The following is a 24,967-nucleotide window of genomic DNA, read 5'->3' on the forward strand; positions in this document are numbered from 1 at the left end:
AGGCTGCGATCTTTTGATCTGGCTTTTAAAAAACAACATCAAAAGATCGCAGCCTGCGGCAGCTCCTACACGGGGATAGCGTCATGCTACTCAAAAAGGCTTGTCGAAAGTGATTTTCGGCTCTTTCCACGGGCCTTTGACGGTGTATTTGACGCTGGCGAAGCGCGCCACCTGGTCGCCGATCAGCTTGTCGATCAGGAACAAAGCACCGCCAATCGCCGGGGCTCCGACGATCAGCGCGGCAATCGGCAGGTTGTTGGTCACCGGCAAGGTCACCATCAACTTGGCGTCGACTTGCTCCGCAACCATGTCCAGTTTGCCGTTGAGTTCGATGTTGCTCGACGGCCCGGTCAGGCGAATCGGCTCCTTGGTGTCGTAAACACCATTCGTCGCCACCAGCAGGCCTTTGACCCGGTCGTAGCTCAGGCCTTTGCCGAACAGGTCGGAGAAGTCCAGGCGCAAGCGACGACCAATCGAGTTGAAGTTGAGCAGACCGAACACGCGCAACGCCTGCGCGCCGCCATCCACTTCAACGAACTGACCTTTGTTCAGCGAGGCATCGAGGGTGCCGGAGAAGCGCTTGGTCGCCAGCCACGCCGGCGAGCCCGGCCAGCGGCCATCGACGTCCATGTGGAAATCTTCGCTGGTCACGCTCGGCGCATAACCCCAGCCCTTGAGCACATCGGCGAGGTTCTTGCCGCTGATCCGCCCTTTGAACCAGCTGTTGCTCGAGCCCGCCGCGCCTTCCCAGCCGCCGTTGCCCTGCAAGAGGATACCTTTGAGGCCCATGTCGAGGTTGTTCAAGGCAATGCCTTTGGCAGTCGGGCGAATTTTCAGCGACCAGCCACCGACCAGATCCTGGCCTTGGAACAATTGATTGATGGTGATATCCAGCGCGGGAATCTTCGTCGGATCGACCGAGGCCAAAGGATCGGGGGCGTTCTCGTCGGTCTGCACATTCGGATCCGCCGCCGGCAGCTTCACGTATTGCATGTTCACCGCAATCGGCACGCCCTTGGCGTCCGGCAGGCTGGCGGTGCCTTTAGCCTGCTGACTGTCGAGGGCCAACGCCCACGCGCCAGGTTTGCGATTGAGCTGCACCGACGCCTGATCCAGCGTGGTGCCGAACGCCGTCAGCTTGCCGACTTTGATATCCGCGCTGTTGAGCAATTTGTTGGCGCTGCCGCCCGGATCCTGCCCGGCGTACTTGTTGACCAGATCCTGCCACGGCGCGACGTCCAGCTCCGACAGCACACCGCGGATGCGCAAACCCTTGGCGCCCGGCAACACCGCCTCGCCCGCCCCGAGGAACAACTCACCGCGACCGTCAGCAAAACCGCTCGATGGCGCGGCATAGGTGAAATTGGCCAGTTGATCGTAATTGACCCAATAACGCCGCTCCGGCCCTTGCAAGGTCATACGGAACACCGTGTCGCGCCCGACATCCGCCGCCATGCCGAACGGTGCCGGCAGATCCACCGCCACGCCCTTGAGGTTGGAGCTGACCATTAATTGGCTGTCGGCGCCGTCCAGATTCAATTGCAGTTGATACGGAATCGTCCCGGATACCGGCAACGGTTGCGTCACCGCCAGCCAGTCGGTGAGCTTCTTGACTTCGACCTGCCCGGTCGCCGCAACACGCGTTTTGAGTTTGCCCGGACTGCCGTCGGCAAAGATTTGCGCGGTCACCGGTTTGTCGAAGGCCCGCGCGCTGATGTTCTGCCCGCTGAGGCCTTTGGCGCTGTCGAAGCGGAAATCACCCTTGAGTTGGCTCAGCTCCAGCTTCGGCTCGGCCAGTTTCAACTTCGCGTTGGCGGTTTTGAAATCAACGAGGACTTTCGGCTCCTCGCCTTTGCCCAGCGGCACGTCGAGTTTGAGCTTGCCACGAAGATCCCCTGAGCCTTCCCAACCGGCGAAGGTTTCGCCCGTGCCGATCGGCGCATCCTGCAGAATCTTCAAGCCATCGCCAAGACCACCGGCGAACGCGCCATCCAGCAGCAAGTGCGAGTTCTGCCCGGACGGCACATGCGGAATATTGACCGAGACATCGCTGACCTGGGTGTCGAGCAACTGACCCTTTTTCGCCAGAATGCGTACGCCGCTGTCCTCGATAAACACATCACCGCTGACCTTGCTGACGTGCGGCCAGCCCGGCTGGAATGCGAGTTCGGCGTCATGCACCTTGAAGAACAGACTGATGCTGCGATCGGCTTCTTTGGCGTCCTTGCTCAGCGAGCCCTGATACTGGAAGAAACCTTCGTCCACCGCGCCTTTCAGGATCGCCGTGCGCAGCCATTCGTCGAGCGCCGGGCTCAAGACTTCCGGCAGGTACTTGGCGGTGTAACGACCGTCGCCGTCGACCAGACCGACACGCAAGTCCATGTAGTCTTCCTGGCTGTGATCGAAATGCAGACGAATCAGGAAGTCGCCGGCAATCTTGCCCTCTTCGCCGAGCACCTTGAGGTACGGCGCGATCAGGGTGAATCCGTCTTTATCAAGTTTCCACGTCAGGCGCGCGTTGGCCTGAATGTATTGCCACGGCTTGGCGAAAATCGGATCGAGATGGAGGACAAAATCTTTGCTGTCCATGCGCAGTTCGCCGCCGTCGAGGTTACCGCTGAGGCTGCCGCTGACATTTCGTGCAGCCGGGGCGCCGTGATAGGCATCGAAGCCGACCTTGTCGAGGTTGGCGGCGAAGCTGAATTTTGTGCCGTCAGTGGCCGCCGGACGGAAATCCAGCAGCACGTTACGCAGGCCACCGGTCACTTTCAGGTGATCGACCACTTCGGCGAAACCTTTGGGTAACGGCCCGAGCGCGTTGAGCAGTGGCGTGATCGGCGTCAGATCCAGACGATCAGCCTGCAGATGCCAGAGCTCTTCCACTTTGTCGGTGGCGCGGGTCTGTTGCAGTTGGACGCGGGATTCCCAGCGGGTTTCGCCGAAATTCATCGCCAGCGAATCGAACGTCACCGCCGCGCCGTCGCCACCGTCGCGGTAGTACGCGTTGATGGCGAGGTTGTTGATCTTGATAGGCTTGCGCTCGCCATAGGCGCCGGTGACTTGCGGCGCGTTCAAGCGAACAGAGGCGCTTTGCAGCGTGCCCTTGGCCCAATCGATCCAGACCTCACCGCCGGCCTTGATCTCGGAGAAATTCCACTGCTGGGTCAGGCGCTCGGGCAACCATTTTGCCCAATCGCTTTGCGGCAGACTGGCGTAGCCCTCGACCGTGCTGTCCTGCCATTGCTCGGGGCGCAGGCGCGTACGCAGATTGATCGCCACGGGCTGGCCGTCCGGCAGAGTCAAACGGGCATCGAGACGTTGGCGACTGGCGCCGGTTTTCAGGTTGATGCCGACATAGGTGAGGGTCATCGGCGCGTGATCCTGCGGCTGCAGGGTGACCTGGCTGTCGAGCACCGAGAGTTGCTGAATCATTAGCGAACGATTGAACAACTGCTGCGCATCCAGCGGTTGATCGCTCTGCACCGGCAGACCTTCCAGCGCCCAACTGCCGTCCTCGGCTTCCTTGAGGCTGATCTTCAGGCCATTGAGTTCCAGATGGGCAATGCGCACTTCACGGGCCAACAGGCTGGCCCAGAGATCAGGCACGGCGCGCACTTGATCCAGACGCAACGCATTGGCGCCGCTGCCGACCATCACATCGCGTGCCAGCAGAATCGGGGCGAAGCCGCTCCAGTTACCTTCCAGCTCGCCGATCTGCAACGGCATGCCAAGGGCGGCGCTGGCCTTGTCTTCGATGTCGGTGCGGTATTCGGCGACCAGCGGGGTCAGCTCGCGGCCGAGGCTGACGTACAACGCCATCAACACCAGAACCAACGCGCACAGGCCCAGCCCCCAACGGGTGAGTGCGGCCAGAATGCGTGTCAGACGCTCCATGTCAGATGGCTCCCATGGCAATAAAACTGCGAAAAGCTGAGGCCAGCCGCGGTAGAAAAAATGTGACGCAGGGGATCAGAGCAGCACCACGTCGTATTGTTCCTGGGAATACATGGTTTCCACCTGGAAGCGAATGGTGCGACCGATAAACCCTTCAAGTTCGGCGACGTTACCCGATTCTTCATCGAGCAGTCGATCAACCACTTTCTGGTTCGCCAGTACGCGATAACCCTCGGCCTGATAGGCACGGGCCTCACGCAGAATCTCGCGGAAAATCTCGTAACAGATGGTTTCCGGAGTCTTCAATTTGCCACGACCCTGGCAACTGCTGCACGGCTCGCACAGCACTTGCTCAAGACTTTCGCGGGTGCGCTTGCGGGTCATCTGCACCAGGCCCAACTCGGTGATGCCGATGATGTTGGTCTTGGCGTGATCGCGCTCCAGTTGTTTCTCCAGCGTGCGCAGCACCTGACGCTGGTGCTCTTCATCTTCCATGTCGATGAAGTCGATGATGATGATCCCGCCCAGATTGCGCAGGCGCATCTGCCGGGCAATCGCGGTGGCGGCTTCAAGGTTGGTCTTGAAAATGGTTTCTTCGAGGTTGCGATGACCGACGAACGCGCCAGTGTTGACGTCGATGGTGGTCATGGCTTCCGCCGGATCGATCACCAGATAGCCGCCGGATTTCAACGGGACTTTGCGCTCAAGGGCGCGCTGGATTTCGTCTTCAACGCCATACAGATCGAAAATTGGTCGCTCGCCCGGGTAATGTTCCAGACGATCGGCGATCTCCGGCATCAGCTCGGCGACGAACTGCGTGGTTTTCTGGAAGGTTTCCCGCGAGTCGATGCGGATCTTCTCGATCTTCGGGCTGACCAGATCACGCAGCGTGCGCAAGGCCAGACCGAGGTCTTCGTAGATCACGCTCGGCGCGCCGATGGTTTTGATTTGTTCGTTGATCTGATCCCACAAACGGCGCAGATAACGAATGTCCATGAGGATTTCTTCAGCGCCGGCACCTTCGGCCGCCGTGCGCAGAATAAAGCCGCCCGCCTCCTGAATGCCTTCTTTGGCCACACAATCGCTGACCACTTTTTTCAGGCGTTCGCGCTCGGCTTCGTCTTCGATTTTCAGGGAAATGCCGACGTGGGCGGTGCGCGGCATGTACACCAGATAGCGCGACGGGATCGACAGTTGCGTGGTCAGGCGTGCGCCTTTCGAGCCGATCGGGTCTTTGGTGACTTGCACCACCAGGCTCTGGCCTTCGTGCACCAGCGCGCTGATGCTTTCAACGGAGGAGCCTTCGCGCAGGGAGATTTCCGAGGCATGAATGAACGCGGCGCGATCCAGACCGATGTCGACGAATGCCGCCTGCATGCCCGGCAGTACCCGCACGATCTTGCCTTTATAAATGTTGCCGACGATCCCGCGTTTTTGCGTGCGCTCGACATGGACTTCTTGCAGCACACCGTTTTCGACCACCGCCACGCGCGACTCCATCGGCGTGATGTTGATCAGAATCTCTTCACTCATGGCAGGATCTCGTTCAGACATTTTCACGATAATGGCCGCATCTGGTTTCGTACGACGCTCATTGCGCGCTTAGGTTTTGCCAACAGGGTATGCCGAAATGGCCCAGCAGTTCTGCGGTTTCGCAAACAGGCAACCCGACCACCGCCGAGTAACTGCCATTGAGCCCGGCGACAAACACTGCGCCGAGGCCCTGAATGCCATAGCCACCGGCCTTGTCGCGGGGTTCACCGCTGGCCCAGTAGGCCGCGGCTTCTTCACGACTGATCGGGCGGAACCGCACCAGACTGCGCACCACGCGCGACTCGCAACGCTCGTCGTCGAGTACGGCGATTGCCGTCAGCACTTCATGCTCCTTGCCGGACAACATCATCAGCATGGCGCATGCGTCGGCTTCGTCCACCGGTTTGCCGAGAATTTTACCGTCGAGCACCACAGCGGTATCCGCGCCCAGCACACAATGCTGTTCGGCGGACACGAGCGTGCGTCGCCCGGCCTCGGCTTTGCCGCGCGCCAGACGCTCGACGTAGGCCAAAGGGGATTCGTTGGTTAAAGGGGTTTCATCGATGTCCGCGCTGATGGCGGTGAACGGCACGCCGATCTGCGTGAGCAATTCACGCCGACGCGGCGAACCTGAGGCAAGGTAAAGCGACTTCATCACGACATCTCCCTGTTTAGTGCCCTGCCTCACAAATACTCTTCCCTGTTGGCGGCGTCACCGGTGCGGGCACATGCCTGATCGACTCAATTGATCTTGTAGCGGCGGCGCAATCCACGCAGAGCGAAGCTGATCCACGGCCAGAGCAAGGCGCTGACCAGTGCCGGCAATACCAGCGCCAGCGTCGGTTGACGGTTGCCGGTCAACGCGCTGAGCCACAGCTGCACGAGCTGGGCGAGGCCGAAGATCACCAGAATCACCAGGCACTGCTGCCACATCGGGAACATGCGCAAGCGCTGCTGCAACGAGAGGACGAGGAAAGTAATCAGCGTCAGGATCAAGGCGTTCTGCCCCAGCAGCGTGCCGTAGAGCACGTCTTCAGCCAGACCCAGACAAAACGCGGTGACCATGCCGACCGTTTGCGGCATGTACAGCGCCCAGAATGTCAGGAGCAGCGCCAGCCACAGCGGGCGGAGGATTTCCATGAATTGCGGCAACGGCGAAACACTGAGCAGCAGGCCGATGGCAAAGGTCAGCCAGACGATCCAGCCGTTACGCGAGGCAGTCGCTCCGACCATTATTCTTGTCTCCCGGTGGTGGCGGGCGCAGTCACCGGCGGTTTCGCCGCTGGCCGTGCAGCCGGCTGAGCGGCCGGAGGTTTACTGGCGGCGGGCGGTTTTGACGCCGCTGGCGGTTTGCTCGCAGCCGGCTTGGCCGGTGTCGCAGCGGCAGCGGCCGGTGCGGCGGACGTTGCTGCTGGAGTCGCCGCAGCGGCGGCAGGTGGCGTCACGGTTTTCGGCACAGTGGCCGGAATCACCGGGCCACCGCCCTGCGCGTCGAGATTTTCCTGGGCTTGCGCGGCGTCATTGGCGCGCTCTTCCGGCGTGCGGGTGTCGCTGAATACCAGCAGCATGTAGCGGCTGCGATTCAGGGCTGCCGTCGGTACGGCGCGGACGATGGCGAAGGGCTGACCGGAATCGTGGATCACTTCCTTGACCGTCGCCACCGGGTAACCGGCCGGGAAACGCTGGCCGAGACCGGAGCTGACCAGCAGATCGCCTTCTTTGATGTCGGCGGTGTCGGCAACGTGGCGCAATTCCAGACGTTCCGGGTTACCGGTGCCGCTGGCAATCGCACGCAGACCGTTACGGTTCACCTGCACAGGAATGCTGTGAGTCGTGTCGGTCAACAGCAATACACGTGAGGTGTAAGGCATCAACTCGACCACCTGGCCCATCAAGCCGCGTGCATCGAGCACCGGTTGACCGAGCACCACGCCGTCGCGCTCACCTTTATTGATGATGATGCGATGGGTGAAGGGATTGGGATCCATGCCGATCAACTCGGCCACTTCGACCTTTTCGTTGACCAGTGCGGAAGAATTCAGCAACTCGCGCAGCCGAACGTTCTGCTCGGTGAGGGCGGCAAGCTTTTGCATGCGACCCTGCAGCAGCAGGTTTTCGGTTTTGAGTTTTTCATTTTCGGCGACAAGCTCGGTACGGCTGCCGAATTGACTGGCCACGCCTTCCCATAAACGTCCGGGCAGGTCAGTGATCCAGTAGGCATCCATCAGCACCAGCGACATCTGGCTGCGTGCAGGCTTGAGCAGACTGAAGCGGGCATCGACGACCATCAGCGCGACCGACAGCACGGCCAGCACCAACAGGCGCACACCCAACGAAGGGCCTTTGGCGAAAAGCGGTTTAATAAGCCGCTCCTCCCAGGCAAATGTTCTGTTTATTCATACGGCATCAAACCGGCCTGGATGAAGACTGACAGAAGATAAACGCCAACAGGCAGCACTGCAAAGTGCTGCCTGCGCGCGCTCACCCACGTATTGCAACCCAGCACTTATTCGCTGGAGAGCAGATCCATGGTGTGCTTATCCATCATTTCCAATGCACGGCCACCGCCGCGAGCAACACAGGTCAGCGGATCTTCGGCAACGATCACCGGCAGACCGGTTTCCTGCGCCAGCAACTTGTCGAGGTCACGCAGCAACGCGCCACCACCGGTCAGCACCAGGCCACGCTCGGCGATGTCGGAAGCCAGTTCCGGCGGCGATTGCTCCAGCGCGCTTTTCACGGCCTGAACGATGGTTGCCAGGGACTCTTGCAGAGCTTCCAGCACTTCGTTGGAGTTCAGGGTGAATGCGCGTGGAACGCCTTCGGCCAGGTTGCGACCGCGAACATCGACTTCGCGAACTTCGCCGCCCGGGTAGGCAGTACCGATTTCCTGCTTGATGCGCTCAGCGGTGGATTCACCGATCAGACTGCCGTAGTTACGGCGCACGTAGGTGATGATCGCTTCGTCGAAGCGGTCGCCGCCAACGCGTACGGATTCGGCATAGACCACACCGTTCAGGGAGATCAGTGCGATTTCAGTGGTACCACCACCGATATCCACGACCATCGATCCGCGCGCTTCTTCGACCGGCAGGCCGGCACCGATCGCAGCGGCCATTGGCTCTTCGATCAGGAACACTTCACGGGCACCGGCACCGAGGGCCGATTCACGGATGGCGCGACGCTCAACCTGGGTGGATTTGCATGGAACGCAGATCAGCACACGAGGGCTAGGCTGCAGAAAGCTGTTTTCGTGAACTTTGTTAATAAAGTATTGCAGCATCTTTTCGCAGACGCTGAAGTCGGCGATCACGCCGTCTTTCATCGGACGAATGGCAGCAATGTTGCCCGGCGTACGACCGAGCATGCGCTTGGCTTCGGTGCCGACAGCGACGACACTTTTCTGATTACCGTGTGTCCGAATAGCCACAACCGATGGCTCATTCAGGACGATACCGCGCTCGCGCACGTAAATAAGGGTGTTGGCAGTGCCCAGGTCAATGGAAAGATCGCTGGAAAACATGCCACGCAGTTTCTTGAACATGGGAAAGGGACCCTAGGCAACGCGTGGGTAAAAAAGTGCGGCAAACTCTAACAACGACAGGGATTTTGGGCAAGGCGCCAATATGTTAAATTGGCCGCTTTTCTGTGCACCAAGCCCCACAATCGCGGCCTTATGACCGTAGAAGTGCGGTAGTGTTCCGAACAATCTAACACACGGACGCCGTGTGTTCTGTTTTCCACTGGAGAATCCCGATGGCGCTAGAACGCTCCGACGTGGAAAAGATTGCTCATCTGGCCTGCCTTGGCCTCAATGATGCTGATCTTCCACACATTACTTCCGCCCTCAACAGCATTCTCGGGCTGGTCGACGAAATGCAGGCTGTTAATACCGACGGTATCGAGCCTCTGGCCCACCCGCTGGAAGCCAGTCAGCGCCTGCGTGCCGACGTCGTGACCGAGAGCAATCACCGCGAGGCCTACCAGTCCATCGCACCAGCGGTCGAAAACGGCCTGTATCTGGTTCCGAAAGTCATCGACTAAAGGGAAAGAGCCTGCAATGCATCAAATGACTCTGGCCGAGATCGCCCGCGGTCTCGCCGATAAAAAGTTTTCCTCCGAAGAGCTGACCAAAGTCCTGCTGGCGCGTATCACCCAGCTCGATCCGCAGCTCAACAGTTTCATCAGCCTCACCGAAGAGCTGGCCCTCGAGCAGGCGAAAGCCGCCGATGCCCGCCGCGCCAACGGTGAGAGCGGCGCCCTGCTCGGTGCGCCGATCGCCCACAAAGACCTGTTCTGCACCCAGGGCATTCGCACCAGCTGCGGCTCGAAGATGCTCGACAACTTCAAGGCCCCGTACGACGCCACCGTGGTCGCGAAACTGGCCGCTGCCGGCGCCGTGACCCTGGGCAAGACCAACATGGACGAATTCGCCATGGGTTCGGCCAACGAGTCGAGCTGGTACGGCGCGGTAAAAAACCCGTGGAATCTGGAACACGTACCGGGCGGTTCGTCCGGCGGTTCGGCGGCCGCAGTTGCCGCTCGTCTGTTGCCAGCGGCGACGGCCACCGATACCGGCGGTTCGATTCGTCAGCCAGCAGCGTTCACCAACCTCACCGGCCTGAAACCGACGTACGGTCGCGTTTCGCGCTGGGGCATGATCGCTTACGCCTCCAGTCTCGATCAGGGTGGCCCGTTGGCGCGCACGGCTGAAGACTGCGCAATTTTGTTGCAAGGTATGGCTGGCTTCGATCAGAACGACTCCACCAGCATCGATGAGCCGGTTCCGGATTACTCCGCAAGCCTCGGCGATTCGCTGCAAGGCCTGCGCATCGGCGTGCCGAAGGAATACTTCAGCGCCGGTCTCGACCCGCGCATCGCCGAGCTGATCCAGAACAGCATTAAAGAGCTGCAGAAGCTCGGTGCCGTGATCAAGGAAATCAGCCTGCCGAATATGCAGCACGCGATTCCGGCGTACTACGTGATCGCGCCGGCAGAGGCCTCCTCGAACCTGTCGCGTTTCGACGGCGTGCGTTTCGGTCATCGCTGCGAACAACCGAAAGACCTGATCGACCTGTACAAGCGCTCCCGTGGCGAAGGTTTCGGCCCGGAAGTGCAGCGCCGGATCATGGTCGGTGCGTACGCGCTGTCCGCCGGTTACTACGACGCCTACTACCTGAAAGCGCAGAAGATCCGTCGTCTGGTGAAGAACGACTTCATGGCTGCGTTTAATGAAGTCGACATCATCCTCGGCCCAACCACGCCGAACCCGGCCTGGAAGCTTGGCGCCAAGAACAGTGACCCGGTCGCTGCTTATCTGGAAGACGTCTACACCATCACCGCCAACCTCGCGGGCCTGCCGGGCCTGTCGATGCCGGCCGGTTTTGTCGACGGTCTGCCGGTGGGCGTGCAGTTGCTTGCGCCGTATTTCCAGGAAGGCCGTTTGCTCAATGTTGCGCACCAGTATCAGCTCAACACTGACTGGCACACCCGCACCCCAACCGGCTTCTGAGGAGACACACATGCAATGGGAAGTCGTGATCGGGCTGGAGATTCACACCCAGCTCACCACCCGGTCGAAAATCTTTTCCGGTAGTTCCACCACATTCGGTTCCGAGCCGAACACCCAGGCCAGCCTGATCGATCTGGGCATGCCCGGCGTTCTTCCGGTGCTGAACCAGGAAGCGGTGCGTATGGCGGTGATGTTCGGTCTGGCGATTGACGCCGAGATCGGTCAGCACAACGTGTTCGCCCGTAAAAACTACTTCTATCCGGACTTGCCGAAGGGCTACCAGATCAGCCAGATGGAATTGCCGATCGTTGGCAAGGGCCACCTGGACATCGCGCTGGAAGACGGCACGGTCAAACGTGTCGGCATCACCCGCGCGCACCTGGAAGAAGACGCCGGCAAGAGCCTGCACGAAGAATTCAACGGTGCCACCGGCATCGACCTGAACCGTGCCGGCACGCCGCTGCTGGAAATCGTTTCCGAGCCGGACATGCGCAGCGCCAAGGAAGCCGTGGCTTACGTCAAGGCGATCCACGCGCTGGTGCGTTATCTGGGCATCTGCGACGGCAACATGGCCGAAGGTTCGCTGCGTTGCGACTGCAACGTGTCGATCCGCCCGAAAGGTCAGGTTGAATTCGGCACGCGTTGCGAGATCAAAAACGTCAACTCGTTCCGCTTCATCGAGAAGGCGATCAACTCCGAGATCCAGCGTCAGATCGAGCTGATCGAAGACGGCGGCAAAGTGATTCAGCAGACTCGTCTGTACGATCCGAACAAGGACGAGACCCGTCCGATGCGTTCGAAAGAGGAAGCCAACGACTACCGTTACTTCCCCGATCCGGATCTGCTGCCGGTGGTCATCGAAGAGTCGTTCCTCGACGAAGTGCGCGCCACCCTGCCGGAGCTGCCCCCGCAGAAACGCGGGCGCTTCCAGGAGCAATTCGGTCTGTCGGTCTACGACGCCAGCGTGCTGGCCACCAGCCGCGAGCAAGCCGATTACTTCGAGAAAGTCGCGAGCATCGGCGGCGACGCCAAACTGGCGGCGAACTGGGTGATGGTCGAGTTGGGCAGCCTGCTCAACAAGCAAGGCCTGGACATCGACGAGTCGCCGGTTTCCGCTGAACTGCTGGGCGGCATGCTGCTGCGCATCAAGGACAACACCATCTCCGGCAAGATCGCCAAGGTTGTGTTTGAAGCGATGGCTAACGGTGAAGGCAGCGCAGACGAGATCATCGAAAAACGCGGCCTGAAACAAGTGACCGACAGCGGCGCAATCTCGGCGGTGCTCGACGAAATGCTTGCGGCCAACGCTGAGCAAGTTGAACAGTACCGTGCGGCGGATGAAGCCAAACGCGGCAAGATGTTCGGCTTCTTTGTCGGTCAGGCGATGAAAGCGTCGAAAGGCAAAGCCAACCCGCAGCAAGTGAACGAACTGCTGAAAAGCAAGCTCGAAGGCTGATTCTGGCCCCGCGCTCGGGGATCGTTCCCACGCTCTGCGTGGGAATGCCGCCCCGGACGCTCCGCGTCCATTGCGGTGTGACGCAGAGCGTCACGGGATGCATTCCCACGCTGGAGCGTGGGAACGATCACTTTGGAGTATCTGAATGAAACGTCTGCTCGGCGCCTGCGCCCTGCTCTCTTTGCTGGCCGGTTGTGCCAGTACCGACACCATCGACCCGCACGGTTACGACCAGACCGGCGTCGCTTCTTATTACGGTGCCAAGCACCACGGTAAACGCACTGCCAGTGGCGAGCCGTTTAACCAGAATTCCCTGACCGCCGCCCACCGCCAGCTACCCTTTGGCACGCGGGTGAAGGTCACCAACCTGAAAAACGATGAGTCCGTTGTGGTGCGCATCAACGATCGTGGCCCGCATACGCGTGGACGCCTGATTGATGTTTCACGCGAAGCCGCCAAACAACTCGGTATGCTCAGCAGCGGTACCGCGCGGGTTCGCGTGCAGGCCCTCGACTGATGGAGCGCTGACCATTTTCGGACTGACCGATTTACCGCTGATCAGCGTGATCGAATTGCTCGCCGGCCTGTGCCTGCTGATCTTCGGCGCCGAACTGATGGTGCGCGCGGCGGTGCGTCTGGCCGAGCGTCTGCATGTGCGTCCACTGATCATCGGCCTGACCATTGTCGCCCTCGGCAGCAGTGCGCCGCAGATGGCCGTCAGCGTGCAAGCCGCGCTGGGGCACAACCCCGATATCGCCGTCAGCAGTGTGGTCGGCAGCAGCATCTTCAACATCCTTGTGACTCTCGGTTTGTCGGCGCTGATCATTCCATTGCGCGTGTCGCGGCAACTGGTGCGTCTCGACATTCCGCTGATGATCGGCGCCAGTCTGCTGGTGTTTGTGTTGGCGTGGAACGAGGAAATCAGCCGCTCCGACGGCATTCTCTTGCTCGGCGCTTTGGCGTTGTATCTCGGCTTGCTGTTGCGCCAGTCACGGCACTCGGCGCGACCGCATTCCGCGCAACCCGACGCGGCCAAAACCTCATGGCTTGCCAGCGTTCTGATGATCATCGTCGGCCTCGCCATGCTGGTATTCGCCGGGCATCTGCTGCTCGGCGCCGCTGTGGTAGTGGCGACGGATCTGGGCTTCTCGGAACGGGTGATCGGTCTGACCGTGGTCGCTGTCGGCACGTCGCTGCCGGAACTGGCGACCTCGCTGATCGCCGCCCTGCGCGGCCAACGCGACATCGCCGTGGGCAACGTGATCGGCGCCAATCTGTTTAACCTGCTCGGCGTGCTCGGCCTCACCGCGTTGATCGCGCCGACACCATTGTCGGTATCGCCGAACGCACTGGATTTCGACCTGCCGGTGATGCTCGGCGTCGCCGCGCTGTGCCTGCCGGTGTTCTATTCCGGCTACCGCGTGACCCGCGCCGAAGGTTTGTTGCTGCTCGGTTTGTATCTGGTCTACGGGCTGCACGTGGTGTCGTTCACCACCGGCATGCCGCTGGCCGGCAAACTGGAGCGGCTGATGCTGTTTTACGTTCTGCCGCCGCTGCTGGGGTATTTGTTGTTTACGTCCATCCGCGCCTGGCGCCGCCAACACCACAAGAGTGATATGCCATGACCGAATCGAAGAAGTCCGGGGTAGAAGTTCGCCGCCAGGTAATGGGCGATGCGTTTGTCGATCGCGCGTTGGGCAACGCCACCGAGTTCACCCAGCCGTTGCAGGATTTCGTTAATGAACATGCCTGGGGCGGCGTGTGGAATCGCGAAGGTTTGCCGCTGAAGACGCGCAGCTTGATTACCCTGGCCGCGCTGACGGCGCTGAAGTGTCCGCAAGAGCTGAAGGGGCATGTGCGTGGGGCGCTGAACAACGGCTGCACGGTGGACGAGATTCGTGAGGCGCTGCTGCATTGCGCGGTGTATGCCGGCGTGCCGGCGGCGATAGATGCGTTTCGCGCGGCGCAGGAAGTGATCGATACCTACCAGAAAAGCTAAAAGATCGCAGCCTTCGGCAGCTCCTACAGGAACGCATGCCCATGTAGGAGCTGCCGCAGGCTGCGATCTTTTGATGTTGCCCTTTAGATCCACCCACCCCACTGCAAAACAAAGATCCCGACATTGGTGGTAATCGCCGCCATCAACGTGGTCAGCACAATAATCGCCGCCGCCAACTCATGATTGCCCTGCGCCGCCCGCGCCATGACAAAACTCGCCGCCGCTGTCGGGCTGCCGAAGTACAGAAACAGAATCCCCAACTCCGCCCCACGAAAGCCGCACAACCACGCCCCGAGCGTCGCCAGCACCGGCAAACCGATCATCTTCATCAGACTCGAACTGAGCGCCATGTTGCCGCTCTTGCGCAACGCCGCCAGCGATAGCGTGCCGCCGATGCAAATCAGCGCCAGCGGCAAGGTGGTTTGCGCCAGATACTGACCTGAGGTCTCCAGCCACCCCGGCAAACCGATCTTGAAATAGGCAAACGGCGCCGCCGCAATCACGCTGATGATCAGCGGATTGCTGAACACGCTTTTGCAGATGCTCCACGGATCGGACTTGATCACCGGGCTGTACACCGCCAGCACAATCGTCGACAGCGTGTTGTAAAACAGGATCACCAACGCCGCGAGAATCGCACCGAGAGAAATCCCGTAATCGCCGTACATGCTCGCGGCCAGCGCCAGACCAATCACGCCGTTGTTGCCGCGAAACGCGCCTTGGGTGTAGATGCCGCGATCTTCACGCGGGCACTTGAAAATCGCCCAGCCCCAGGCGATGGCGAAACAGACGAGCGTGGCGACGGAGAAGTAGATCAGCAGCGCTGGTTGCAACGCGGCGTGCAGGTCGGCGTGCAGAATGCCGAGGAACAACAGCGCCGGCATGGTCACGTTGAACACCAGCGCCGAGGCTGTGTGGATGAAGTTGTCGTTGATCCAGTCGATGCGCTTGAGCAGCACACCAAGAAACAGCATGGCAAACACCGGCGCGGTGATGTTCAGGGTTTCGAGGAAGATTGCCAGCATGCCGAGAGAGCCTTGGGTGAGCGTCGTTAGGTGGCAATGATAAAGCAAAAGCCCCTCACCCTAGCCCTCTCCCGGAGGGAGAGGGGACTGACCGGGGGATATTCAAAAAATCCGCCGACCTGAAATGACTTCGTTGAATCCATAATCAACTCGGTATTTCAGGTCGATGTATTGCGCAAGACAACTCGGTCGGCCCCCTCTCCCTCCGGGAGAGGGCTGGGGTGAGGGTAGCTTTTGCCCTACCCCAAAACCATCAGGTAATCGGCGCCGGGTTAAACAACGTAATGTCGTTATGCAGCTTGTGCTTCTCCGCCCACGTCTGCTGCTTGCCGCTCGCAACATCCAGATAGTAGTGAAACAACTCCCAACCCAATTCCTCAATCGTCGCCCGCCCGGTGGCAATCCGCCCGGCGTCGATATCAATCAGATCCGGCCAGCGCTGCGCCAGCTCAGTGCGCGTCGACACTTTCACCACCGGCGCCATCGCCAAACCATACGGCGTACCCCGCCCCGTGGTGAACACATGCAAATTCATCCCCGCTGCCAACTGCAACGTCCCGCAGACAAAATCACTCGCCGGCGTCGCGCAGAAAATCAGCCCCTTCTGCTTGAAACGTTCGCCCGGGCCGAGCACGCCATTGATCGCGCTGCTGCCGGATTTGACGATCGATCCCAGCGACTTCTCGACGATGTTCGACAACCCGCCCTTCTTGTTGCCCGGCGTGGTGTTGGCGCTGCGATCCGCCTCGCCTTTGGCCAGATAACGGTCGTACCAATCCATCTCGCGCACCAGTTCTTCGGCGACGGTTTTGGTTTCGGCACGAGAGGTCAGCAGGTAAATCGCATCACGCACTTCGGTGACTTCGGAAAACATCACCGTCGCCCCGGCGCGCAACAACAAGTCCGAGGCATAACCCAGCGCCGGGTTGGCGGTGATCCCGGAGAACGCATCGCTGCCGCCGCACTGCATGCCGAGGATCAACTCGGACGCCGGCACGGTTTCGCGGCGGCGCTGGTCGAGTTTCTTCAAACGGACTTCGGCCAGTTGCATGATCTGCTCGATCATCTCGGTGAAACCGTGACTGGAATCCTGCAAGCGATACAGCCACGGATCACTGAGATCGACCGACGCATCGTCCTCGTGCATCACCTGCCCGGCCTGCAATTTCTCGCAGCCCAGACTGATCACCAACGCCTCGCCGCCGAGGTTCGGGTTGCGCGCCAGATTGCGCACGGTGCGAATCGGGATGTAGGCGTCGGTGGCGGTGATCGCCACGCCGCAGCCGTAACTGTGCGTCAGCGCCACCACGTCATCGACGTGCGGGTACTTCGGCAGCAGCTCATCCTTGATGCGTTTCACCGCGTGATCGAGCACGCCGGTGACGCACTGCACGGTGGTAGTGATGCCGAGAATATTGCGCGTGCCGACGGTGCCGTCAGCGTTGCGATAGCCCTCGAAGGTGAAGCCTTCCAGCGGTGCCTGCGCGTCCGGCACGTCGGTGGACAGCGGCAAGCTGTCCAGTGGCGGCGCGGTCGGCATGCGCAGTTGATCTTCCTTGACCCAACTGCCCCGGCGAATCGGCTGCAACGCGTAGCCAATAACCTGACCGTAGCGAATCACCTGACCGCCCTCGGCAATGTCTTCCAGAGTGATCTTGTGGCTCTGCGGCACGAATTCCACGGTCACCAGACCATCGGCAAATTCAGTGCCGGCCGGTGCGCCCTGGTCATTGACCACGACCACCACATTGTCCCGCTCGTGCAGGCGGATGTGGCGCGGCGAGTCGGAATGTTCAATCAACTGCATGACGCCGCTCCTCAGGAATGCGCTTGAGACAATTTACCGCTGGCTTCAACACCGCCGTTGGTTGGCGGCTCTTTGAGTACCACACGTTTGATCGGGCCAACGATGACCAGATAGCTGAACACCGCCACCAGTGCGTTGGCACCGACGAACACCAGCGCCCATTTGAACGAACCGGTGGAGCTGATGATGTAGCCAATCACGATCGGTGTGGTAATCGAAGCAATGTTGCCGAAGGTGTTGAACAGGCCGCCGCTCAGACCGGCGATCTGTTTTGGTGAGGTGTCGGAGACCACCGCCCAACCCAGTGCGCCAACGCCTTTGCCGAAGAAGGCCAGGGCCATGAAGCCGACGACCATCCATTCCACATCAACATAGTTGCAGGCGACGATGCTGCTGGACACCAGCAGACCAGCGATGATCGGCGCTTTGCGGGCGAAGGTCAGCGAGTGGCCTTTACGCAACAGGTAATCGGAAATCACCCCGCCAAGCACGCCGCCAATGAAGCCGCAGATCGCCGGCAACGAGGCGATGAAACCGGCCTTGAGAATGGTCATGCCACGCTCTTGCACCAGGTACACCGGGAACCAGGTCAGGAAGAAATAAGTGATGCCGTTGATGCAGTACTGGCCCAGATACACGCCGAGCATCATGCGGTTGGTCAGCAACTGACGGATGTAGTCCCATTTCGGGCCGTCGGACTTTTTGCCCGTCTGATCCATGTCGACCATGCCGCCGTTTTCAGCGATGTGCTTGAACTCGGCTTCGTTGATGCGTGGGTGCTCACGCGGGCTGTAGATCACTTTCAGCCAGACCAGCGAAAACACAATCCCGAGAATCCCCATGACAATGAACACGTGCTCCCAACCGAAGGAGTACACGATCCAGCCCATCAGCGGCGCGAACAACACGGTGGCAAAATATTGCGCCGAGTTGAAGATCGCCGACGCGGTACCGCGCTCAGCGGTCGGGAACCACGCCGCTACGATGCGTGCGTTGCCCGGGAACGATGGCGCCTCAGCCAGACCAACGAGGAAGCGCAGCATAAACAGCGCAACGATCGCCGTGGACATGCCGAACTCACCGACAAAGCCTTGCAGCACGGTGAACAGCGACCAGGTGAAAATGCTCAGGGCGTAAACTTTTTTCGAGCCGAAACGATCGAGCAGCCAGCCACCAGGAATTTGCCCGGCCACGTAGGCCCAACCGAATGCAGAGAAGATGTAGCCGAGGGTGACCGCGTCGATGCCGAGGTCTTTTTGCAGGCTGGAGCCGGCGATGGCGATCGTGGCGCGGTCGGCGTAGTTGATCGTGGTCACGAGGAACAGCATGAGCAAGATCAAATAGCGGACGTGAGTCGGCTTGGACGATTGCATGTAGATGTACTCCCACTGATTATTTTTATGCGCGGGTGAATCTTCTTTGGTGCCCGGTTTACCGGGTGTCCCTGTATTACGGGATGTCCGTATTTCGGGTTCCCTGTAGGAGCTGCCGAAGGCTGCGATCTTTTGATCTTGTTTTTAAGATCAGGATCAAAAGATCGCAGCCTGCGGCAGCTCCTACAGGGATTGCGGTGTCAGGGTCGACACCGCGTGCTGCATTCAGGAGCCGATGTAGCTGGTTTTCACCACGGTGTAGAACTCCTGGGCATAGCGGCCTTGCTCACGTGAGCCATAGGATGAACCTTTACGGCCACCGAACGGAACGTGGTAATCGACGCCGGCGGTCGGCAAGTTGACCATCACCATGCCGGCCTGCGAGTGGCGTTTGAAGTGGTTGGCGTACTTCAGTGACGTCGTCGCGATACCCGCCGACAGACCGAACTCGGTGTCGTTGGCCATCGCCAGCGCCGCGTCGTAATCGGCCACGCGAACAATGTTGGCCACCGGCCCGAAGATCTCTTCACGGCTGATGCGCATCGACGCTTCGCTGTCGGCAAACAGCGTTGGCGCGAGGAAATAACCTTCGGTGTCGCAGGTCACCAGACCACCGCCGCTGACCAGACGCGCACCTTCGGACTGACCGATGTCGATGTACTTCATGTCCTGTTCAAGCTGTGCTTGCGAAACCACTGGACCGATGTCGGTGCCGGATTTCAGCGCGTGGCCGACCTTGATCGACTTCATGCGCTCGGCCATCGCTTCGACAAATTTGTCGTGAATCCCGGCGGTGACGATCAAGCGGCTCGACGCGGTGCAACGCTGACCGGTGGAGTAAAACGCGCTCTGTACCGACAACTCGACCGCTTGCTTAAGGTCGGCGTCATCGAGAATGATCTGCGGGTTTTTGCCGCCCATTTCCAACTGCACTTTCGCCTGACGCGAGACGCAGTTAACGGCGATCTGACGACCCACGCCCACCGAACCGGTGAAGCTGATGCCGTCGACTTTCGGGCTCTGCACCAGCGCATCGCCAACCACTCGACCGCTGCCCATCACCAGGTTGAACACGCCGGCCGGGAAGCCCGCGCGAGAGATGATTTCGGCCAGTGCCCAAGCGCAACCCGGCACCAGATCGGCCGGTTTCAGCACGACACAGTTACCGTAGGCGAGCGCCGGAGCAATCTTCCACGCCGGAATCGCGATCGGGAAGTTCCACGGGGTGATCAGACCGACCACACCCAGCGCTTCGCGGGTGACCTCGACGTTGACGCCCGGACGCACCGACGGCACGTAATCGCCGGACAGGCGCAGGCATTCACCGGCGAAAAACTTGAAGATGTTGCCGGCGCGGGTCACTTCGCCGATGGCTTCAGGCAGGGTCTTGCCCTCTTCCCGAGCCAGCAGGGTGCCGAGTTCTTCGCGACGGGCGAGGATTTCCGTGCCGATTTTATCCAGCGAATCGTGGCGAGCCTGAATACCCGAAGTCGAATACGCCGGGAACGCGGCACGGGCGGCGTCGATGGCGGCATGAACCTGAGTCAGATCAGCCTTGGCGTAGTCGCCGATGGTGTCGCTCAACTCGGACGGGTTGATGTTGGCCGAGTAATCGGCACCGGCAACCCACTCACCGTTGATGTAATTGTCGTAACGCTTGGAATCAGTCACAGCCTTATCTCCTCTCGACGCAAAAGCCGCTGATTGCTCAGCGGCCTCGGTTTGTTCGGGGGTTATTGCGCACCTTGCTTGTCGATCAGCGCGGCGAGCATTTCGTACTCTTCGCCGGTCAGGTCGGTCAGCGGTGCGCGCACCGGGCCGGCGTCATAGCCAGCGATTTTGGCGCCAGCCTTGACGATGCTCACGGCGTAACCGGCCTTGCGGTTGCGGATGTCGAGGTACGGCAGGAAGAAGTCGTCGATGATCTTGCCGACGGTGGCGTGATCTTCGCGAGCGATCGCGTGGTAGAAATCCATCGCGGTTTTCGGAATGAAGTTGAACACCGCCGAGGAGTAAACCGGCACGCCCAGCGCCTTATAGGCAGCGGCGTAGACTTCGGCGGTCGGCAAGCCACCGAGGTAGCTGAAACGATCACCGAGGCGGCGACGGATCGACACCATCAACTCGATATCGCCCAGACCGTCCTTGTAACCGATCAGGTTCGGGCAGCGCTCGGCCAGACGTTCCAGCAGCGGCGCGTTGAGGCGGCAAACGTTGCGGTTGTAGACGACCACGCCGATGTTGACCGATTTGCACACGGCTTCAACGTGTGCGGCAACGCCGTCCTGACTGGCTTCGGTCAGGTAGTGCGGCAGCAACAGCAAGCCTTTGGCGCCCAGACGCTCGGCTTCCTGTGCGTATTCGATGGCCTGACGGGTCGAACCGCCGACACCGGCGAGAATCGGCACGCTGGTTTCGCAAGTGTCGACGGCAGTCTTGATGATTTCCGAATATTCGCTGGCGGCCAGGGAGAAGAACTCACCGGTGCCGCCCGCTGCGAACAGAGCCGAAGCGCCGTACGGGGCCAGCCATTCCAGACGCTTGATGTAGCCCGCACGGTTGAAATCACCCTGCGCGTTGAAATCGGTAACCGGGAAGGACAGCAGGCCGGCAGAGAGGATGGACTTCAGTTCTTGTGGATTCATTATTCGAACACCCTGGGTAGCAATATTGTTGTGATTGTCACGTTCAGCCTTCGCCGAAGTTGTAGGTCATCGTACAACTTAAAAGATAACCGTCAACTGCATTTCATCGTTGTGGGTGGTTTTTGTCCGACAAAATTGTTTCTTCAGCTATTCGATGGCGCTGTAGAGCCTTCGCCCCACCTGAGTGGAAGGCTTGTTCAGTGGGCGTTTTGAGGGATGTTGTCCTAGGACTGAAAATCAAGCAGCCCGGATTGGCCCCATCGCGAGCAGGCTCACTCCCACAGTGGAACGCATTTCAAGGTAGGAGTGAGCCTGCTCGCGATGGCGATTTCAGGACGATGGAAAGCACCGGAAATGGATAACCGTTCGTCGAAACTGGTAGTTCTTACAGGTGCCCGGCTTCTGCTACTCCTGCCCTAATGCCGTCAGGAGAGAACAAACCGACTCCGAAACGCAGACTCATGGCTGCTTCAATGGTTTGATTGGCTAAACAAAAGGATTTTGAATCATGAATTTTCAAGACAACGCACTCGCTGCCCCCGTGCTCCGGGAGGCGCTGATTGTGGGCAGTGACACCGTTCTTTATGTCCACAATCTGAACGACCCGGCCCACGGCGACGTCGAGCCGTATGTAAATGCTGCGGCGGGAGATGTGATCGAATTTACGGTCACCACTTCGGCAGGACGGCTATGGCGAGACATACTTGTAGTAACGCCCTCTCTCGACCCTTTCGTATTCCAGATCCCTAAATCAGTGTTTGGAGAAAAACCTGATCCCGGAGCCACTGCCGATCTCGTTTATACGGTGACGCGCGAAAAAATTGTCTACAAATCCGCTGTACTTAGTGTTTACGTCAAATACTAAGCAACCGTCACCCCTGCGCCTGCGCCTCTTCATGCGCCTGGCGCAGCCTCTCGCGACTATTCGTCAAATGCAGCCGCATCGCCGCTCTTGCCGCATCGGAATCCTGCCGGGCAATCGCCTGATAAATCTCTTCATGCTCGCGGCTGACGCGATTCATGTAGTGCTGCTGATCGTCATGGGCCAGACGTGCTGAGTTCAGCCGCGTGCGCGGAATGATGCTGGTGCCGAGGTGGGTCATGATGTCGGTGAAGTAGCGGTTGCCGGTCGACAGCGCGATTTCCAGGTGGAAGGCGAAATCGGACGCGACGGCATCGCTGGCGTGGGCGACGCTGTCGTTCAGTGCATCGAGGGCGGCGCGCATGGTTGCCAGTTGCTCGGGGCTGCGGCGTTGCGCGGCGAGGCCGGCGGACTCGACTTCGAGGCTGATGCGCAATTCGAGAATGGCCAAAACATCACGCAAGGTGACGACGGTGGCCGGATCGATGCGAAAGCCGCTCGGGCTCGGTGTGTCGAGCACAAACGTGCCGATGCCGTGGCGGGTTTCCACTTGCCCGGCGGCTTGCAGACGGGAGATCGCCTCGCGCACCACGGTGCGACTGACGCCGTGCTCCTGCATGATCGCCGATTCAGTGGGGAGCTTATCGCCCCGTTTGAGCAGGCCGTCACGGATCTGCTCGGTCAGCACCGTCACCAGTTCCTGTGCCAGGCTGCGGCGCTTGCGCGGGAAGCGTGGGGCGTTGAGCGAGTTTTCCATGGTTTACGTCTTGTCTCGAGAATTCGGCTTGGGCGCATCATAGCGCAAGGCGGTTGTACGATCACTTCCTGCCAACGCATTGCCCTTGTAGGAGCAGAGCTTGCTCGCGAAGGCGTCGTGTCAGTCAGCCTGTTTTTCGGCTGGCATGACGTCTTCGCGAGCAAGCTCTGCTCCTACAGGGGATTTGTGTGGGATCAGGCGGTGACGGGTTGCTCCACCAGATGGCCACTGTCTATGCGCACGTGCCGTGGATGGAAACGTTTCAAACTGCTGCGGTGGCCGACGCTGACGATGCTCAACCCCGGCAACTGATCGATCAACGCCTGATACAACGTCGCCTCGTCTTCTTCATCCATCGCCGATGTGGCTTCGTCCATGTACAGCCAATGCGGCGCATAAAGCAGCGCGCGGGCGAAGGCCAGTCGTTGCTGCTCACCCGGCGACAGCATGCGCTGCCAGTGATTGGCTTCGTCCAGTCGCGCCACCAGATGTGGCAAGCGGCAGGTTTCCAGCACCTCGGCATAACGCTCAGGCGCGTAGGTCTCGCTCGGTTGTGGATAACTCAATGCTTCGCGCAACGTGCCGATCGGCAGATACGGTTTTTGCGGCAGGAACAGATAACGCGCCGCCGGCAGACGAATGTTGCCGTGCCCCGCTGGCCACAAATGCCCCATCGCCCGCAGCAGTGTCGATTTACCACTGCCGGAACGCCCGCTGAGCATCACTCGATCACCCGGTTCAACGGTCATGTCGGCGCTGGTCAGCAGATGACGACCGTCGGCCAGATCCAGACCGAGGTTGTGCACCTTCAATTCGCTGCCCTGATTCTGCACATCAATCGCAGGCTTGCGCTCTTCGTTATCGGTCATCGCCTGACGGAAACTCAGCAGACGATCACACGTGGCGCGCCACGAAGCGAGGCTCTGATAGGCACTGATGAACCAGCTGAAACTCTCTTGCACGTTGCCGAACGCCGAGCTGATCTGCATCAGTTCACCGAGCTCGATCTTGCCGGCAAGGTAACGCGGCGACGCCACAATAAACGGGAAAATGATCGCCGCCTGGCTGTAACCGGCGGTGAAAAAGGTCAGGCGCTTGGACACTTTCATGATGTCCCAGAAGTTGTGCCAGACATTGCCGAAGCGGCCGCTCAAGCGACGATTTTCATTCGGTTCGCCGTTGTACAACGCGATGCTTTCAGCATTCTCACGAATCCGCACCATGGAAAAACGCAGGTCGGCTTCGAAGCGTTGTTGTTGGTTGTTCAGGCCGATCAAGCGACGCCCGATCAAATGCGTCAGCCAACTGCCGACGATCGCGTAAACCAGCACGCACCAGAACATGTAGCCGGGAATGGTCACGCCATAGACTTCGATACTGCCCGACACGCCCCACAAAATAATAGAAAAAGACACCAAACTGACAATATTACGCAGCAGGCCGATGCCCAGCTCGAGGGTGTTGGAAGTGAAGTTATTGAGGTCTTCGGAAATCCGCTGGTCCGGGTTATCGGTATAACCGCCCTGCTCCAACTGGTAGTAATTCTTGTCGGAAAGCCAACGTGAAAAATGCTTCTCGGTGAGCCAGGCACGCCAGCGAATCGTCAGCATCTGGGTCAGATACAGCCGATACACCGCGCCGATAATCGCCACGGCGGCAATGCCGCAGAAGTACAGAATCAATTGCCAAAACGCCGCCTCGTCTTTCTTTTGCAGCGCGTTATAAAAGTCTTTGTACCAGGTGTTGAACCACACCGAGATGCCCACGCTGAGCAGCGAGAGCGCAATCACGGCAATCAACAGCGTCCAGGCCTTGCCCTTCTCTTCACTGCGCCAATACGGCGTGATGATCGCCCACACCTTGCGAAAAAACTGCCCGCGCACAGCATCGTTGACCGCGGAATATTCAGCGTTCTGATTCATGGAAAAGGCTCGATATAGAAAAGAACAGACACGCACCGATCATAGTAGATCGGGGCGAATTATCGCGAGGGTGGGACAGGCTCATTCAGGGATTGTTCAGATTCAGAGGAGTTTCGGCCAGGCAAACAGAGCACATACCGCTAGTCACGACTGTCAGAGTTGACAGTAGAAGGCAAAATTCA

20 protein-coding genes are annotated in these 24,967 nt (G+C 59.8%); 7 read left to right on the top strand and 13 right to left on the bottom strand.

Annotation, left to right across the window (positions count from 1 at the left end):
- Window positions 1-90: 90 nt before the first annotated feature.
- The 6 genes from QMX93_RS13460 to mreB form a co-directional block, all read right to left on the bottom strand.
- Complete coding sequence (locus tag QMX93_RS13460; protein ID WP_282356502.1) at window positions 91-3,894, bottom strand: YhdP family protein; 3,804 nt, start codon at window positions 3,892-3,894, stop codon at window positions 91-93.
- A 75-nt stretch (window positions 3,895-3,969) separates the two neighbouring features.
- Entirely contained in the window at window positions 3,970-5,427 is a 1,458-nt protein-coding gene (gene rng, locus QMX93_RS13465) for a ribonuclease G (RefSeq protein ID WP_053117087.1), read from the bottom strand.
- Window positions 5,428-5,485: 58 nt separating this feature from the next.
- Window positions 5,486-6,082, bottom strand: a complete 597-nt coding sequence (locus QMX93_RS13470) for a Maf family protein (protein ID WP_282356503.1) — start codon at window positions 6,080-6,082, stop codon at window positions 5,486-5,488.
- Window positions 6,083-6,168: 86 nt separating this feature from the next.
- Window positions 6,169-6,660, bottom strand: coding sequence for a rod shape-determining protein MreD (gene mreD, locus QMX93_RS13475; protein WP_053117085.1), 492 nt, complete (start codon window positions 6,658-6,660; stop codon window positions 6,169-6,171).
- On the bottom strand, window positions 6,660-7,790 hold the full coding sequence (gene mreC, locus QMX93_RS13480) for a rod shape-determining protein MreC (protein WP_282356535.1): 1,131 nt from the start codon (window positions 7,788-7,790) through the stop codon (window positions 6,660-6,662). The genes mreD and mreC overlap by 1 nt, the downstream gene beginning before the upstream one ends.
- Window positions 7,791-7,933: 143 nt before the next feature.
- On the bottom strand, window positions 7,934-8,971 hold the full coding sequence (gene mreB / locus QMX93_RS13485) for a rod shape-determining protein MreB (protein ID WP_002555108.1): 1,038 nt from the start codon (window positions 8,969-8,971) through the stop codon (window positions 7,934-7,936).
- Between the two features lie 212 nt (window positions 8,972-9,183).
- On the opposite strand from mreB, the gene gatC reads away from it, so the two are divergent.
- From gatC to QMX93_RS13515, 6 genes are all read left to right on the top strand, one after another.
- Window positions 9,184-9,471, top strand: coding sequence for an Asp-tRNA(Asn)/Glu-tRNA(Gln) amidotransferase subunit GatC (gene gatC, locus QMX93_RS13490; RefSeq protein WP_007915356.1), 288 nt, complete (start codon window positions 9,184-9,186; stop codon window positions 9,469-9,471).
- Window positions 9,472-9,487: 16 nt separating this feature from the next.
- Complete coding sequence (gatA, locus tag QMX93_RS13495; protein WP_025109475.1) at window positions 9,488-10,939, top strand: Asp-tRNA(Asn)/Glu-tRNA(Gln) amidotransferase subunit GatA; 1,452 nt, start codon at window positions 9,488-9,490, stop codon at window positions 10,937-10,939.
- A gap of 10 nt (window positions 10,940-10,949) precedes the next feature.
- Window positions 10,950-12,395: an Asp-tRNA(Asn)/Glu-tRNA(Gln) amidotransferase subunit GatB gene (gene gatB / locus QMX93_RS13500; protein WP_282356505.1), complete on the top strand. Its 1,446-nt coding sequence runs from the start codon at window positions 10,950-10,952 to the stop codon at window positions 12,393-12,395.
- Window positions 12,396-12,540: 145 nt separating this feature from the next.
- Window positions 12,541-12,912: a septal ring lytic transglycosylase RlpA family protein gene (locus QMX93_RS13505; protein WP_282356506.1), complete on the top strand. Its 372-nt coding sequence runs from the start codon at window positions 12,541-12,543 to the stop codon at window positions 12,910-12,912.
- Window positions 12,913-12,958: 46 nt separating this feature from the next.
- Window positions 12,959-14,020: a calcium/sodium antiporter gene (locus tag QMX93_RS13510; protein WP_282356508.1), complete on the top strand. Its 1,062-nt coding sequence runs from the start codon at window positions 12,959-12,961 to the stop codon at window positions 14,018-14,020.
- Entirely contained in the window at window positions 14,017-14,394 is a 378-nt protein-coding gene (locus tag QMX93_RS13515) for a carboxymuconolactone decarboxylase family protein (protein ID WP_187676762.1), read from the top strand. The genes QMX93_RS13510 and QMX93_RS13515 overlap by 4 nt, the downstream gene beginning before the upstream one ends.
- A gap of 83 nt (window positions 14,395-14,477) precedes the next feature.
- Here QMX93_RS13515 and QMX93_RS13520 read toward each other — a convergent pair whose 3' ends face one another.
- The 5 genes from QMX93_RS13520 to kdgD all read right to left on the bottom strand — a co-directional run bounded on the left by QMX93_RS13520 (window position 14,478) and on the right by kdgD (window position 21,244).
- Complete coding sequence (locus QMX93_RS13520) at window positions 14,478-15,419, bottom strand: AEC family transporter (protein WP_282356514.1); 942 nt, start codon at window positions 15,417-15,419, stop codon at window positions 14,478-14,480.
- 253 nt (window positions 15,420-15,672) lie between these two features.
- Window positions 15,673-17,226, bottom strand: coding sequence for a galactarate dehydratase (gene garD, locus QMX93_RS13525; protein WP_053117079.1), 1,554 nt, complete (start codon window positions 17,224-17,226; stop codon window positions 15,673-15,675).
- 11 nt (window positions 17,227-17,237) lie between these two features.
- A complete protein-coding gene (locus QMX93_RS13530; protein WP_053117078.1) occupies window positions 17,238-18,599 on the bottom strand; it encodes an MFS transporter in 1,362 nt (453 codons plus the stop codon).
- Between the two features lie 225 nt (window positions 18,600-18,824).
- Window positions 18,825-20,270, bottom strand: coding sequence for an aldehyde dehydrogenase family protein (locus QMX93_RS13535; RefSeq protein ID WP_212549725.1), 1,446 nt, complete (start codon window positions 20,268-20,270; stop codon window positions 18,825-18,827).
- A 62-nt stretch (window positions 20,271-20,332) separates the two neighbouring features.
- Window positions 20,333-21,244: a 5-dehydro-4-deoxyglucarate dehydratase gene (gene kdgD, locus QMX93_RS13540; protein ID WP_093435890.1), complete on the bottom strand. Its 912-nt coding sequence runs from the start codon at window positions 21,242-21,244 to the stop codon at window positions 20,333-20,335.
- A gap of 508 nt (window positions 21,245-21,752) precedes the next feature.
- On the opposite strand from kdgD, the gene QMX93_RS13545 reads away from it, so the two are divergent.
- Window positions 21,753-22,109, top strand: coding sequence for a hypothetical protein (locus QMX93_RS13545; protein ID WP_212544078.1), 357 nt, complete (start codon window positions 21,753-21,755; stop codon window positions 22,107-22,109).
- A 7-nt stretch (window positions 22,110-22,116) separates the two neighbouring features.
- Here the strand turns inward: QMX93_RS13545 and QMX93_RS13550 are convergent, their stop codons facing one another.
- A complete protein-coding gene (locus QMX93_RS13550; RefSeq protein ID WP_282356520.1) occupies window positions 22,117-22,863 on the bottom strand; it encodes a FadR/GntR family transcriptional regulator in 747 nt (248 codons plus the stop codon).
- A 194-nt stretch (window positions 22,864-23,057) separates the two neighbouring features.
- Entirely contained in the window at window positions 23,058-24,785 is a 1,728-nt protein-coding gene (locus QMX93_RS13555) for an ABC transporter ATP-binding protein/permease (RefSeq protein WP_053117074.1), read from the bottom strand.
- Window positions 24,786-24,967: the final 182 nt, after the last annotated feature.

Origin of the sequence: Pseudomonas sp. PS01303 (assembly GCF_029959385.1) — a bacterium.
GTDB lineage: Bacteria > Pseudomonadota > Gammaproteobacteria > Pseudomonadales > Pseudomonadaceae > Aquipseudomonas > Aquipseudomonas rustica.